This is a genomic window from Hydrogenophaga sp. (assembly GCF_025699295.1).
Lineage (GTDB): Bacteria > Pseudomonadota > Gammaproteobacteria > Burkholderiales > Burkholderiaceae_C > Hydrogenophaga.
In genome coordinates, this window is record NZ_JAILWB010000010.1 from 193,233 (window position 1) to 206,747 (window position 13,515).

At 68.2% G+C, this 13,515-nt stretch carries 12 protein-coding genes and 1 tRNA gene; 5 read left to right on the forward strand and 8 right to left on the reverse strand.

Annotated features, from left to right (window positions below):
- Positions 1-27 precede the first annotated feature (27 nt).
- Positions 28-2,931 carry a valine--tRNA ligase gene (locus K5880_RS12670; protein ID WP_297652565.1) on the forward strand — a complete coding sequence of 968 codons (2,904 nt, stop codon included), beginning with the start codon at positions 28-30 and terminating at the stop codon, positions 2,929-2,931.
- 7 nt (positions 2,932-2,938) lie between these two features.
- Here the strand turns inward: K5880_RS12670 and K5880_RS12675 are convergent, their stop codons facing one another.
- The 4 genes from K5880_RS12675 to cysM form a co-directional block, all read right to left on the reverse strand.
- Positions 2,939-3,979 carry an NAD(P)-dependent oxidoreductase gene (locus K5880_RS12675; RefSeq protein WP_297652568.1) on the reverse strand — a complete coding sequence of 347 codons (1,041 nt, stop codon included), beginning with the start codon at positions 3,977-3,979 and terminating at the stop codon, positions 2,939-2,941.
- A gap of 48 nt (positions 3,980-4,027) precedes the next feature.
- Positions 4,028-4,255 (reverse strand): sulfurtransferase TusA family protein, encoded by a 228-nt coding sequence (locus tag K5880_RS12680; RefSeq protein WP_297652571.1) that lies wholly within the window; start codon positions 4,253-4,255, stop codon positions 4,028-4,030.
- Between the two features lie 92 nt (positions 4,256-4,347).
- The gene (locus K5880_RS12685) at positions 4,348-4,908 is read right to left on the reverse strand and encodes an NUDIX domain-containing protein (protein ID WP_297652574.1); all 561 of its coding nucleotides are present in this window, start codon (positions 4,906-4,908) and stop codon (positions 4,348-4,350) included.
- A gap of 15 nt (positions 4,909-4,923) precedes the next feature.
- A complete protein-coding gene (gene cysM / locus K5880_RS12690) occupies positions 4,924-5,826 on the reverse strand; it encodes a cysteine synthase CysM (RefSeq protein WP_297652577.1) in 903 nt (300 codons plus the stop codon).
- A gap of 40 nt (positions 5,827-5,866) precedes the next feature.
- Here cysM and K5880_RS12695 point away from each other — a divergent pair.
- Together K5880_RS12695 and K5880_RS12700 are read left to right on the forward strand one after the other, a co-directional pair.
- Positions 5,867-5,951: transfer RNA gene (locus K5880_RS12695), tRNA-Leu, on the forward strand.
- A gap of 62 nt (positions 5,952-6,013) precedes the next feature.
- Positions 6,014-6,991 carry a calcium/sodium antiporter gene (locus K5880_RS12700; RefSeq protein WP_297652583.1) on the forward strand — a complete coding sequence of 326 codons (978 nt, stop codon included), beginning with the start codon at positions 6,014-6,016 and terminating at the stop codon, positions 6,989-6,991.
- Here K5880_RS12700 and K5880_RS12705 read toward each other — a convergent pair.
- Positions 6,975-7,901 carry an SDR family oxidoreductase gene (locus K5880_RS12705; RefSeq protein ID WP_297652586.1) on the reverse strand — a complete coding sequence of 309 codons (927 nt, stop codon included), beginning with the start codon at positions 7,899-7,901 and terminating at the stop codon, positions 6,975-6,977. The two genes, K5880_RS12700 and K5880_RS12705, sit on opposite strands and share 17 nt — an antisense overlap.
- Positions 7,902-7,985: 84 nt before the next feature.
- On the opposite strand from K5880_RS12705, the gene K5880_RS12710 reads away from it, so the two are divergent.
- Both K5880_RS12710 and K5880_RS12715 read left to right on the forward strand, forming a co-directional pair.
- Entirely contained in the window at positions 7,986-9,020 is a 1,035-nt protein-coding gene (locus K5880_RS12710; protein WP_297652589.1) for a CDP-6-deoxy-delta-3,4-glucoseen reductase, read from the forward strand.
- 29 nt (positions 9,021-9,049) lie between these two features.
- A complete protein-coding gene (locus K5880_RS12715; RefSeq protein ID WP_297652593.1) occupies positions 9,050-10,027 on the forward strand; it encodes a tripartite tricarboxylate transporter substrate binding protein in 978 nt (325 codons plus the stop codon).
- Positions 10,028-10,094: 67 nt separating this feature from the next.
- Here the strand turns inward: K5880_RS12715 and K5880_RS12720 are convergent, their stop codons facing one another.
- The 3 genes from K5880_RS12720 to K5880_RS12730 all read right to left on the reverse strand — a co-directional run.
- On the reverse strand, positions 10,095-11,576 hold the full coding sequence (locus K5880_RS12720) for a Do family serine endopeptidase (protein WP_297652596.1): 1,482 nt from the start codon (positions 11,574-11,576) through the stop codon (positions 10,095-10,097).
- Between the two features lie 69 nt (positions 11,577-11,645).
- Positions 11,646-12,992: an ATP-binding protein gene (locus K5880_RS12725; protein WP_297652599.1), complete on the reverse strand. Its 1,347-nt coding sequence runs from the start codon at positions 12,990-12,992 to the stop codon at positions 11,646-11,648.
- The coding region (locus K5880_RS12730) for a winged helix-turn-helix domain-containing protein (protein WP_297652602.1) at positions 12,989-13,515 on the reverse strand (527 nt) is incomplete at its 5' end. The genes K5880_RS12730 and K5880_RS12725, both read right to left, overlap by 4 nt.

Consider the following 13,515-nt stretch of genomic DNA (forward strand, 5'->3'; position numbering starts at 1 on the left):
GGATGCCGTTTCCATTTTTGGCACCCCATGACCGACACCCTGCACCAGCCCGGCCTGCAATCCCTGGCGAAATCCTTCGAACCCGCCCCGCTCGAAGCCCATTGGGGCCCGGAGTGGGAACGCCGGGGCTATGGTGCGGCCGGGTTCCGCGGCACAGGCGCCCCCCAGGCCGGCGCACCCTCGTTCGCCATTCAGTTGCCGCCGCCGAACGTGACCGGCACCCTGCACATGGGCCACGCGTTCAACCAGACCATCATGGACAGCCTCACGCGGTACCACCGCATGGCCGGCGCCAACACGGTCTGGGTGCCGGGCACCGACCACGCCGGCATCGCCACGCAGATCGTGGTGGAGCGCCAGCTGCAGGCCCAGGGCATCAGCCGCCACGACATGGGGCCCACGCCGGCCGAGGCGCGCAAGAATTTCGTCGCCAAGGTCTGGGAGTGGAAGGAACAGAGTGGCAATACCATCACCACGCAGATGCGCCGCATGGGCGACAGCGTGGACTGGGGCCGCGAGTACTTCACCATGGACGAGAAGCTCTCGACCGTGGTCACCGAGACCTTCGTGCGCCTGTATGAACAGGGCCTGATCTACCGCGGCAAGCGCCTGGTGAACTGGGACCCGGTGCTCAAGACTGCGGTGTCCGACCTGGAGGTGGAGAGCGAGGAGGAAGAGGGCTTCCTCTGGCACATCCGCTACCCCCTGAGCGATGGCAGCGGCTCCGTGGTGGTGGCCACCACGCGCCCCGAGACCATGCTGGGCGACACCGCGGTGATGGTGCACCCGGAGGACGAGCGCTACACCGCGCTGATCGGCAAGACCGTGAAGCTGCCGCTGTGCGAGCGCGACATCCCGGTGATCGCCGACGCCTACGTGGACCGCGAATTCGGCACCGGCGTGGTCAAGGTCACGCCCGCGCACGACACCAACGACTACGCGGTGGGCCAGCGCCACAAGCTGCCGATCATTGGTGTGCTCACGCTGGACGCGGCCATCAACGACAACGCGCCCGCGAAGTACCGCGGCATGGACCGCTTTGTCGCGCGCAAGGCCGTGGTGGCCGACCTGGAAGCCGCCGGCCTGCTGGTGGAGACCAAAAAGCACAAGCTCATGGTGCCGCGCTGCGCGCGCACCGGGCAGGTGATCGAGCCCATGTTGACGGACCAGTGGTTCGTGGCCATGCAGTCCAAGGGCAACGAGAAGAACACCAGCGGCACCTCGATCGCCGACAAGGCCATTGCCGCCGTGCAGTCGGGCGAAGTCACCTTCGTGCCCGAGAACTGGGTCAACACCTACAACCAGTGGATGAACAACATCCAGGACTGGTGTATCTCGCGCCAGCTCTGGTGGGGCCACCAGATCCCGGCCTGGTACGACGAAGCCGGCAACGTGATCGTGGCGCGCAACGAAGCCGAAGCGCAGGCGAAAGCCCCGGGCCGGACGCTCACGCGCGACCCCGACGTGCTGGACACCTGGTACTCCTCCGCTTTGGTGCCGTTCAGCACCATGGGCTGGCCGAACCAGACCGACAGCTCGACCGACGACTACAACCTCTACCTGCCCAGCAGCGTGCTGGTCACGGGCTACGACATCATCTTCTTCTGGGTCGCCCGGATGATCATGATGACGACCCATTTCACCGGCCGCGTGCCGTTCAGGCACGTCTACATCCACGGCCTGGTGCGCGACGCGCAGGGTCACAAGATGAGCAAGAGCGAAGGCAACGTGCTTGACCCGGTGGACCTGATCGACGGCATCGCGCTCGCGCCCCTGCTGGAGAAACGCACCACCGGCCTGCGCAAGCCCGAAACCGCACCCAAGGTGCGCAAGCAGACCGAAAAGGAATTCCCCGACGGCATCCCCGCCTATGGCGCGGATGCGCTGCGCTTCACCTTTGCCGCGCTGGCCTCGCTGGGCCGCAGCATCAATTTCGACAGCAAACGCTGTGAGGGCTACCGCAACTTCTGCAACAAGCTCTGGAACGCCACGCGCTTCACGCTGATGAACTGCGAGGGTCACGACTGCGGCCTGCAGGAGCACACCAAGGCCGAATGCGCCGTGGGGCAGCCCTTCCACGGCTACCTCAGCTTCAGCCAGGCCGACCGCTGGATCAGCTCCGTGCTGCAAAAGGTCGAGGCCGAGGTGGCCAGAGGTTTCGCCGAATACCGGCTGGACAACGTGGCCAACGCGATCTACGACTTCGTCTGGAACGAGTTCTGCGACTGGTACCTGGAAATCGCCAAGGTGCAGATCCAGACCGGTGATGCCGCCCAGCAGCGGGCCACGCGCCGCACGCTGATCCGCACACTGGAGGCCATCCTGCGCCTGGCGCACCCGGTCATTCCATTCATCACCGAGGAACTCTGGCAGAAGGTCGCACCCGTGGCCGGCCTGCCGGGCGAGTCGGTCAGCATCGCGCGCTACCCCGAGAGCCAGCCGAACAAGATCGACGAAGCCGCGATCGCGCATGTCGTCAAGCTGAAGGCGCTGGTCGACGCCTGCCGCACGCTGCGCGGCGAGATGAGCGTCTCGCCGGCCACGCGCCTGCCGCTGTACGCCGTGGGCGATGCCGACTTCATGCGCGCCGCCGGCCCGGTGCTGCAGGCCCTGGCCAAACTGAGTGAGGTGCGTGTGTTCGAGGATGAGGCCGCGTGGGCGGCCGCGGCGCAGGCCGCGCCGGTGGCGGTGGTGGGTGAAGCCCGCCTGTGCCTGTTCATGGAGATCGACGTGGCCGCCGAAAAGACGCGCCTGGGCAAGGAAGCCGCGCGCCTGGAAGGCGAGATCGGCAAGGCCACGGCCAAGCTGTCGAACGAGGCCTTCGTGGCCAAGGCGCCGCCGGCAGTGATCGATCAGGAGAAGAAACGCGTGGCCGACTTTTCCGCCACGCTGAGCAAGGTGCGCGAGCAACTGGCCCGCCTGAGCGCCTGAGCGGCGCTCAGTTCCGGTGCATCGCGATCGAACTCCACTGCGACGGTGAAACCGCCTGCGGATCGCTGGTTTCCTGGTAGTCGAGGTTGTCCAGCACCGAGAAATCGCTCACGCGGGGTTCGCTCTGCGCGGCGGCGGGTGACAGCGTCTCGTGCATGCGGTGCGCCACGTACCAGCTCGCGCGCAGCTTGGCTTCGCGCGTGTGCGAACCCAGGCGTGGCGTGAGGTGCAGGTTGGGAATGCCGTGCAGCGGCGTGCCTTCGGCCGCGAATTGCGGGTTGGCCCCGTCGAGCAGGCAGGCGTCGATGCGGCCATCGCACAGAGCCAGGGCCAGGGCCTCGGCGTCGAACAGCGAACTGCGGCTCACGCCCACCCAGAGCTGTCCGGGCTTGCAGTGGTTGAGCATGCGCTCGTTGATCCAGCCGCGAAAGCGCGAGGCGTACACCATCTGCAGCGAGATCGCGTCGGAGTGCGCCAGCAGATCCTGCAGCGTGACGGGCTCGACCTTGAGCTTGTCCCAGATGTCGGCAGCGTGGTGCACGGCAGGGTCGTATCCCAGCAGGCGCACACCCAGGCTGCGCAGCATGGGTGCCAGCGTGTGGGCCACAGGTGCCAGGCCGAGCAGGCCCACCGTGCTGCCCGAGAGCTCGCGCCCCATGCGCACCTGTGAGATCTTGCGCCCGAGCAGCGCACTGATCATGCCGCGGCGGTACAGCATCAGCAGGCCGTAGAGCAGGTATTCAGCGTTGGATCGCACCGTGGCGCTGCGCGCCTGCAGCACGCGCACATTGCGCCGCGCGCAAGCGTCGAGATCGGTGTTGTCGCTGGAGATCTGCATGCGCGCCACGATCTCCAGCTTGGGCGCGAAGTCCAGGAACTCGCCAGACACCACCACGTGCGGGGGCAGCACGATGGCGCGGCTCTTGTAGGTGCTCTTGCGCAGCTCGGCGGGGTCGTCGGCCAGCTCGGGGCGAAAGCTCACCTCATGGCGTTCCTGCAGCCAGGCCAGCGCCTCGGGCACAAGGGGGTCGAGCAGCAGGACTTCCATGGTGGGCAGGGCGTGGAGTGGGATGGTCCGGGGTGCGCCTGCCTGCGATCAGCGGCGCTTGAGGAGGGAGATATGGTCGCCGCCCACGGTCTCCTGATGCATCAGCACATTCCCCGTCTGTTTGGCAAAGGCCTGGAAATCGCGCACCGAGCCGGCGTCGGTCGAGATCACCTTCAGCGTCTGGCCACTGTGCATGTCGGCCAGCGCCTTCTTCGCTTTGAGGATCGGCAGCGGGCAGTTCAGGCCGCGGGCGTCAAGTTCTTTGTCGGCAGTCATGGTACGAGGGGGTACTCCTGGGTAATCCGCATTCTAAGCGTCGGAGCGCGCCAGCAAGGGGCCGCAAGAGCGCGGGTGCGCGCCAAGTATGGCTAGCCGGCGCTGCGTGCCGGACCCGCGGCAGGTTTCTGTGGCAAATCTTCCATGAAAACCGGCTCGTGTCCTTGTTGCCGCAGCCACTGCGCCAGCGCCATGCCCGTCCCTGCTCGCCAGCAGCGCAACTGTTCGGGCCGCAGGAGCTTGTAGTCCACCAGTTCCGGGGAAAGCCGCACCTCGCCATGGGCGCGTGCGTGGTAGGTGATGATGACCTGGTTCATGCGCTGGAAGTCGTGCACGCCCACCAGTTCGAGCGCATCCACCGACAGCGATGTCTCTTCGCCAATCTCGCGACGGATCCCGTCCTCAGGGGTTTCGCCCGCCTCCATGAAGCCGGTGATGAGGCCGTACATCTTGCCCGGCCAGGCGGCGTTGCGCGCGAGCATGACGAGGCCATCCACCTCGACGATCGCCGCCAGCACCGGGGTGGGGTTGTTCCAGTGCGTGAAATCGCAACCCGGGCAGCGCAGGCGCTGCACCAGCCCGCTGTCTTCCTCCTGGGCGATCAGGGCCAGCGGGGTCGCACACAAGGGGCAGAACCGGAACGCGGTACTCATGGTCGGTGCGGTGCGTCAGGCCGGGAACACGCCGGTGGAGAGATAACGGTCGCCCCGGTCGCAGACCACGAAGACGATGGTGGCGTTCTCCACTGTGCGCGCAATCTGCTGCGCCACCCAGCACGCACCCGCGGCCGAGATACCGGCAAAGATGCCCTCCTCGCGCGCGAGCTGGCGGCACATGGCTTCGGCGTCACCCTGGCTGACGTACACAAGTTCGTCCACCCGGCTCGGGTCGTAGATCCTGGGCAGGTATTCGGTGGGCCATTTGCGGATGCCTGGAATGCGCGAGCCCTCGCTGGGCTGGGCCCCGATGATGCGCACGGCCGGGTTCTGCTCCTTCAGGAAGCGCGAGACGCCGGTGATGGTGCCGGTGGTGCCCATGGCGCTCACGAAATGGGTGATGCGCCCGCCGGTCTGTTGCCAGATCTCGGGTCCGGTGGTTTCGTAGTGCACGCGCGGGTTGTCCTCGTTGGCGAACTGGTCGAGCACCCGGCCCTTGCCCTCGGCCTGCATCTTCTCGGCCAAGTCGCGCGCCGACTCCATGCCGCCGCTCTTGGGCGTGAGGATGAGCTCGGCGCCAAAGGCCTTCATGGTCTGGGCGCGCTCGATGGACAGGTCCTCCGGCATGATCAGCACCATGCGGTAGCCCTTGATGGCCGCGGCCATGGCCAGCGCGATGCCGGTGTTGCCCGAGGTCGCTTCGATCAGCGTGTCCCCCGGCTTGATGTCGCCGCGTTCCTCGGCGCGCCGGATCATCGAGACAGCCGGGCGGTCCTTCACCGAGCCGGCCGGGTTGTTGCCTTCGAGCTTGCCCAGGATCACGTTGCCGCGCGGCGCGTTGTCCGCCACGCCAATCCGCTGCAGCGCCACCAGGGGTGTGTTGCCGATGGCGTCCTCAATCGTCGGGTAGTTCATGCCCAGCACTGTGCCATAATTTCCGACTTCGTTCTTCCAAGCCCGGGTGGTGAAATTGGTAGACGCGCCGGACTCAAAATCCGGTTCCGAAAGGAGTGTCGGTTCGATTCCGACCCCGGGCACCAGATACTCCAAGGCCATGCAGCTTGTGTTGCGTGGCCTTTCTTGTTTGAGGAGTCCGCACGCCATGCTCATGCCCGTCCTTGCCCTCGTCGCTGGCCTCATCCTCCTGGTCTGGAGCGCCGACCGCTTTGTCGAAGGGGCCTCCACCACCGCAGGACACTTCCAGGTGCCGCCGCTGCTGGTGGGCATGGTGATCGTCGGTTTCGGCACCTCGGCGCCCGAGATGGTGGTGTCCACACTGGCCGCATCGCAGGGCAACCCCGGGCTGGCGCTGGGCAATGCCTGGGGTTCGAACATCGTCAACATCGCGCTCATTCTGGGCGTGACCGCGATGGTCGCGCCGATCCGGGTGCAATCCGTCATCCTGCGCAAGGAACTGCCGCTGCTGACCGCCGTCACCCTGCTGGCCGGGTACCTTGTGTGGGACGGTCAACTCGCCCGCGAGGACGCCTGGGTGCTGCTCGGTGTGTTTGCCGCCGTGATGGGCTGGTCGATCGTGGAAGGCCTGCGCGGTGGCGGCGATGCGCTGGCCACCGAAACCGCCGCCGAGTTGCAGGCGCACGCCATGCCGTTGCCGCGCTCGATCATGTGGGTGGTGGTGGGGCTGCTGGTGCTCGTGGGCAGCTCGCAGCTGCTGGTGTGGGGCGCGGTTCAGATCGCGCAGTCGCTGGGCGTGAGCGACCTCGTGATCGGCCTGACCGTGGTGGCCGTGGGCACCTCGCTGCCCGAGCTCGCCTCCTGCGTGGCCGCGGCGCGCAAGGGCGAGCATGACATCGCGCTGGGCAATGTGCTGGGCTCCAATCTCTTCAACTCGCTTGCGGTGGTCGGCATCGCCGGCGCCATCGCGCCGATGTCGATCGAGCCCGATGTGCTGACGCGGGACTTCCCCGTGATGCTGGGCCTGACCGTGGTGCTGTTCGCCATGGGCTGGGGCTTTCGCGGCCGCAAGGGCCGCATCAACCGCTTCGAGGCACTGGCACTGCTGGCGGTGTACGTGACTTACACCGGCTGGCTGTTCACGACGCTCAAGCAGACGGCCTGAGGCCCTCGGCCACCGTGGGGTGGCGCAGGCGCAGGCGCAGCTCTTCTTTCATGCGCCGGTTGTGCAGCCGGCGCGACTCGCTCATGAAGCTCAGCAGCACCAGCGGCAGGGCGTCGCCCGCGGCATCGCGTGCCACCCGCAGCGGACGTGGCAGGCCGTAGAGGTCGGCCGCGAGGTCGAAGTAGTCGCCCATCCTGAGTTCGGTGTCGTCCACCACGTTCACATTGCGCTGCGGCCGCCCGCGCCACAGCGCCAGCACGCAGGCGCGCGCCAGGTCGTCGGCGTGGATGTGATTGGTGTAGACGTCGTCTTCGGCGCGCAGCACCGGCGTGCCGCGCTGCAGCCGCTCGCGCGGCGTGCCACCCTCGCGATCGGGCGCGTAGATGCCCGGGATGCGCAGCGCGGTGGTGCGCACACCGGTGGCTCGGCCCAGCCAGTGCAGCATGGCCTCGGCATCCACCCGGCGCCAGGCGCGCGGCGTGAGCGGCTGGACCGGCGTGGCCTCGTCGGTCCAGCGCCCCTGCCGATCGCCGTAGACACCGGTCGTGGAGCCATACACCAGCGCGACGGGCAGCGAACGCTGCGCCAGCGCGCGCGCGAGTGCGCGGGTGCGCGGATCGAGCCGCCAGTCAGCGAGCTCACCCGAGGGCGGCGGCGCCAGGTGCAGCACGCGCGTGGCAAGGCCCGCCAGGCGGCGCAGGCTGCGAGGGTCGTCCAGGTCGCCCTGCAGCGGCGTGATGCCCTGCGCACGCAGCGCCGGGCCGCGCGCCGGGCTGGAGGTGAGCGCGAGCAGGCGCACGCGCTCACCGCCGCCCAGAGCGCGCGCAGCGCGCAGACCGACGTCACCACAACCCACGATAAGAACCCGTTCACGCCGGAAGCGTGCGGGCAAAGCGCCAAGGAGGCTCATGCGGAATCCGAATTTGCGACAATGGCCGGTTGCTGCGTGCGCGGGTGCGCGCCTGTCGGCCTCTTCTTCTTCAAACGTGCCAGTATGACATTCACGATCACCGTCGAGCCCAGTGGGCGCACCTTCACCGCCGAGCCCGACGAGGCCATGCTCGCCGCCGGCATCCGCCAGGGCATCGGCCTGCCCTATGGGTGCAAGGACGGGGCCTGCGGCTCCTGCAAGTGCAAGCTGGTCTCGGGCAGCGTGGTACACGGCCCGCACCAGCCCAAGGCATTGAACGCCGAGGAAGAGGCCGCCGGCTACGTGCTCACCTGCTGCGGTGTCGCGCACAGCGACGTGGTGCTCGAATCGCGCCAGGTCACTGAAGCCGGCGCCTTTCCGATCAAGAAGATGCCGGCGCGCGTGAACACGCTGGAGCGCGCCTCGCACGACGTGATCGTGCTGCGGCTGCAATTGCCCGCGAGCGACACCTTCCAGTACCACGCCGGCCAGTACGTCGAATTCCTGCTGCGCGACGGCGACCGCCGCAGCTACTCGATGGCGAACGCCCCGCATACCCAGGCCACGCAACCTTCGCTGGAACTGCACCTGCGCCACATGCCCGGCGGCAAGTTCACCGACCACGTGTTCGGCGCCATGAAGGAAAAGGACATCCTGCGCATCGAGGGGCCATACGGCAGCTTCTTCCTGCGCGAGGACAGCGACAAGCCCATCGTGCTGCTGGCCTCGGGCACCGGCTTCGCGCCGATCAAGGCGGTGATCGAACACATGCAGCACAATGGCATCGCCCGAGCAGCCACGCTGTACTGGGGCGGCCGGCGCCCAGCCGACCTGTACCAGCGCGAGTGGATCGAGGCCCGCCTGGCCGAGATGCCGAACCTGCGCTACGTGCCCGTGGTCTCGGACGCCCTGCCCGAGGACGGCTGGACCGGCCGCACCGGCTTCGTGCACCTGGCCGTGCTGCAGGACTTCCCCGACCTCTCGGGCCACGAGGTCTACGCCTGCGGCGCGCCCATCGTGGTCGAGTCGGCCCACCGCGACTATGTCGCCCTGGCAGGACTGCCGGACGAGGCCTTCTTCGCCGATTCCTTCACCAGTGCCGCCGACAAGCTGGCCTGAACTTCTTCAACAACAACGGAGACCACACCATGCTGAACCGCCGCCAACTGATCACCTGTTCCGCCCTGGCTTGCGCCAGCCTCGCCCTGCCGGGCGCCGCCATGGCCCAGGCCACCACCACGCGCATCGTCGTGCCCTTCTCGGCCGGTGGCCCGATCGACGTGACCGCGCGCATCCTGGCCGATGCGGTCAAGGGCACGCTGGGCACGGTGATCGTGGAGAACCGCCCCGGCGCGGGCGGCAACATCGGCGTGAGCCAGGTGGCCAAGTCTGCACCCGATGGCCTGACGCTGGGTATCGCCACCACCGCCTCGCACGGCATCAACCCCTGGCTGTTCAGCAAGCTGCCCTACGACCCGGCCAGGGACTTCGCGCCCATCACGCAGATGCTGCGTGTGCCCAACGTGCTGGTGATGAACGCAGAGACCGCCACGCGCCTGAACATCAACAGCCTGGCCGACCTGATCGCCTACGGCAAGGCCAACCCCGGCAAGCTCAACTACGGCTCGGGCGGCAACGGCAGCGCAGGCCACCTGGCGGGCGAGCTGTTCAAGAACGGCGCCGGCATCTTCGCCGTGCACATTCCCTACAGCGGCGGCAACCCGGCACAGCTGGGTCTGCTCTCGGGTCAGGTCGATTTCAACTTCGACAACCTCGCCACCGCCGCGGCCAACATCCGCTCGGGCAAGCTCAAGGCGCTGGCGGTGACCACGGCGCAGCGCAGCGCCGTGGTGCCCGACGTGCCCACGGTGGCGGCGACCCTGCCCGGCTTCGAGATCGACACCTGGTGGGGCCTGGTCGCGCCTGCCGGCACGCCGCCCGAGACGGTACGCAAGCTCAACGCTGCGTTCGGCGACGCGCTGAGATCCCCCGAAGTGAAGAGCCGCTTCGCGCAGTTGCTTGCCGAACCAGCCCCCAACACGCCCGAGCAGTTCGACGACTTCATGAAGCGCGAGCGCACCAAGTACGAGCGCATGGTCAAGCTCTCGGGCGCGAAGGTCGACTGAGCGGCCCCGTCCGATCGACAAAGAGCCCCGCCATGGCGGGGCTCTTTTCGTTGGCGCGACGCCGGTCTCAGCCCAGCCGCACCGGCACGAATATCTGGTCGCCGTCGCGCTGGATCAGCAGGGCCAGCGACTTGCCCGACTTGTCCAGCAACGCCCTCACCTGCTCGATGCTCTCCACCTTCGCCCCGTTGACGGCAAGCAGCACGTCGCCCTGCAGCACACCGGCCAGCGCGGCGGGCCCCCGCGCATCTTCCACCACCAGGCCTCCGTCCGCCACGCCGACCGCGCGCCGCTCATGCGGTGCCAGCGGACGCAGCGCCAGACCAAGGCGGCCCTGGTCCCCAGCCTTTTCGCCGTCGGTAGTCCTGGTGGTTCTGGTGGCGGCATCGCCCAGTTGCGCGGACAGGCTCACGTCCTTGCCCTGGCGCCAGACGTCCAGCCGCACCTTGTCGCCCGGCAGGGCCTGGCCGATGTAGGCTGGCAGGTCGCCCGAGCCGACGATGACCTGCCCGTCGATCTGGCGGATGACGTCGCCCACCTTCAGGCCGGCCTGGTCGGCCGGGCCGCCGGGCTCCACGCTGGAGACGAGCGCGCCCGCAGCCTTGTCGAGTTTGAAGGACTCGGCCAGAGTCTGGTTCACCTCCTGCACCGATACGCCCAGGCGGGCGTGGCGAGCCTTGCCGTGGGCCACGATCTGGTCCTTGACCTTGAGCACGGTCTCCATCGGGATCGCGAACGACAGCCCCTGGTATCCCCCGGTGTGGCTGTAGATCTGCGAGTTGATGCCGACCACCTCGCCGCGCGTGTTGAACAGCGGGCCACCCGAGTTGCCCGGGTTCACCGCCACGTCGGTCTGGATGAAGGGCACGAAGCTGTCGTCGGGCAGCGAACGGCCCTTGGCGCTGACCACGCCAGCGGTCACGCTGTTCTCGAAGCCGAACGGTGAACCGATGGCGAGTACCCACTCGCCCACCTTCAGGTCCCGCGCGCTGCCAAGCGGCACCACCGGCAGCTCCTTGGCGTCGATGCGCAGCACCGCGACATCGGTCCTGGGGTCGGAACCCAGCACCTTGGCCACGAACTCACGCCGGTCGGTGAGCTTGACGGTCACGCGCTGCGCGTCGCGCACCACGTGTGCATTCGTCAGCACCAGGCCATCGGCGCTGATGATGAAGCCCGAGCCCTGCCCGCGTGCCGGCATCTCGCGCCCACCACCCGGCATGCCCGGCCCCTGGAAGTGCTTGAAGAACTCGAAGAACGGGTCGTCCGGATCGATGCCGGGCAAGCGGTTCGCAGCCGCTTGCTGCTCCTCGTCCGGATGGGTCTTTCCGACCACACTGATGTTGACCACGGCCGCGCCGTGGCGTTGCGCGATCTGCGCGAAATCGGGCAAGGCGCTGGCCACGGGCTTGGGCGACTGCAGGGTCGCCACCGGTGCGGCCGCGGTGGCGTGGGTGCCGGACACCAGGCCGACACTGGCACCGCCCACGATGCCCGCGGCCGCGAGCGACAGCACGAGGCGAGAGGCTTTGAGGGACAGGGTTTTCATGAGAGCTCCTTCTTCAACAAGGATGGTTTGAACACATCCCGACTGTGAGCCCCCAGAGTTAGACGGTGCTTAAGACGGCAGCGCCGGCAGCCGCAGCGCAATCCGCAGACCACCGAGCCGGCTGGAGCAACCCAGTTCCAGCGACGCGCCGTGCGCCTGCGCGATGGCGCTCGCGATGGCCAGGCCCAGGCCGCTGCCGGCTGCGGTCGAGCCCGGCACGCGGTAGAAGCGGTCGAGCACGCGCGCCCGGTCGGCCTCGGCAATGCCAGGGCCACTGTCTTCCACCGAGAGCACGAGTTCGCCCGCATCGCGCTGCACCGCCACATCCACCGTGCCGCATTCGGGTGTGTACTTCAGCGCGTTGTCCACCAGATTGGCCAGCAGAATGCGCAGCGGTTCGGCATGACCATTGAGAGTCCCCGGATCGGCTTGCCCCATGCCGAGGTCGATCTGCTTCGCGCGCGCCTGCTCGGCGGCGTCGGCCACCACCTGCGCCGCGAGCGCGGCCAGCGCCACCGGCTGCGGAGGTGTCAGCGAAGCACCGGGGTGCGCCTGCTGGCGCGCGAGCAGCAGCAGCTGCTCCACCAGGCGCGTGGCGCGGTCGATGCCCGCCAGTAACCGCTGCACCGCGAGCGCGCGCGTGGCGTCGTCCCGTGCGCGCTGCAGGCCCTGCGCCTGCAGCCGCAGGGCGGCCAGTGGCGAGCGCAGCTCGTGCGCGGCCTCGGCCACGAAGTTCTTCTGCGCGTCGAAGGCCTGTCGCACGCGGCCGAACAGCAAGTTGAGCTCGTGCACCAGTGGGCGGATTTCATCCGGCAGGCCCTCCTCCCCCACTTCGACCAGTTCGTCGACCTCGCGCGCGGCCACCTGCCGCCGCACGCGAGCCACCGGCGCGAGCGAGACGCTGACCACGCCCCAGGCCACCAGCATCAGCAACGGCGCGATCCAGGCAATCGGCAGCACGGTGCGCCAGGCCAGAGCGCGCGCCATGACCTGGCGCGGCCGCATGTCCTGCGCCACCTGGATCACCTGGGCGCGCGAGCGCATCGAATAGACGCGAAAGGGTCGACCATCCACTTCGATGTTGGAGAAACCCAGCACGGCGCGCTGCGGCAGATCGGCGCTGGTGCCGGACTGGAACACACGCAGGCCGTCGCTGGTCCAGACCTGCACGAAGAAGTCGACGGTCTCCGGCGCCAGGGCCTCCTCGCCCAGCGGCGACGGCAGTGCAGGCAGCGCCACACCCACGCGCAGGGCCTGTGCCATCTGCTCCATGTGGTAGTCGAAGATGCCGTCGGCCTCGGCCCGTGCCTGGCGGTACACCACCAGCGCCTGCACCCCGGCCGCCAGCACGATGGCCAGCAGCAGCAGGCCGATCAGGCGCGTGCGCAGAGAACGCAGGGACAGCAGCCTCGTCATGTTCCCGGAGCCCTGGGCACCATGTAACCGACGCCGCGCACGTTCTGGATCAGGCCGGCACCGAGCTTCTTGCGCACGCCGTGGATGTAGACCTCCACGGCGTTGCTGCTCACGTCGTCCTTCCAACCATAGAGCTTCTCCTCGAGCTGGACGCGTGAGAGCACGCGCCCCGGGCGCGCGATCAGCGGCTCGAGCACGGCCCATTCGCGCGCCGACAGCACCACGGGTTCGCCCTGGGCCATCACCTCGCGCGTGGCGGTGTTGATGCTCACGCCCATGTGCTCGTACACCGGTTCGGCACGCCCCGACGCGCGGCGCAGCAGGGCCCGGATGCGCGCGAGCAGTTCGTCCAGGTCGTAGGGTTTGAGGATGTAGTCGTCCGCGCCCGCGTCCAGCCCCTGAATGCGCTGCTGCACCGCGTCGCGCGCGGTGGTCACCAGCACGGGCACGCGGTCCTTGCGGGCACGCAGTTCGCGCAACACCTCCAGACCATCGCGGCGCGGCAGGCCCAGGTCGAGCAGGA

Coding starts and splice junctions, on each gene's coding strand:
- K5880_RS12670 (WP_297652565.1), top strand. CDS start 28: ATGACCGACACCCTGCACCAGCCCGGCCTGCAATCCCTGGCGAAATCC.
- K5880_RS12675 (WP_297652568.1), bottom strand. CDS start 3,979: ATGGAAGTCCTGCTGCTCGACCCCCTTGTGCCCGAGGCGCTGGCCTGG.
- K5880_RS12680 (WP_297652571.1), bottom strand. CDS start 4,255: ATGACTGCCGACAAAGAACTTGACGCCCGCGGCCTGAACTGCCCGCTG.
- K5880_RS12685 (WP_297652574.1), bottom strand. CDS start 4,908: ATGAGTACCGCGTTCCGGTTCTGCCCCTTGTGTGCGACCCCGCTGGCC.
- cysM (WP_297652577.1), bottom strand. CDS start 5,826: ATGAACTACCCGACGATTGAGGACGCCATCGGCAACACACCCCTGGTG.
- K5880_RS12700 (WP_297652583.1), top strand. CDS start 6,014: ATGCTCATGCCCGTCCTTGCCCTCGTCGCTGGCCTCATCCTCCTGGTC.
- K5880_RS12705 (WP_297652586.1), bottom strand. CDS start 7,901: ATGAGCCTCCTTGGCGCTTTGCCCGCACGCTTCCGGCGTGAACGGGTT.
- K5880_RS12710 (WP_297652589.1), top strand. CDS start 7,986: ATGACATTCACGATCACCGTCGAGCCCAGTGGGCGCACCTTCACCGCC.
- K5880_RS12715 (WP_297652593.1), top strand. CDS start 9,050: ATGCTGAACCGCCGCCAACTGATCACCTGTTCCGCCCTGGCTTGCGCC.
- K5880_RS12720 (WP_297652596.1), bottom strand. CDS start 11,576: ATGAAAACCCTGTCCCTCAAAGCCTCTCGCCTCGTGCTGTCGCTCGCG.
- K5880_RS12725 (WP_297652599.1), bottom strand. CDS start 12,992: ATGACGAGGCTGCTGTCCCTGCGTTCTCTGCGCACGCGCCTGATCGGC.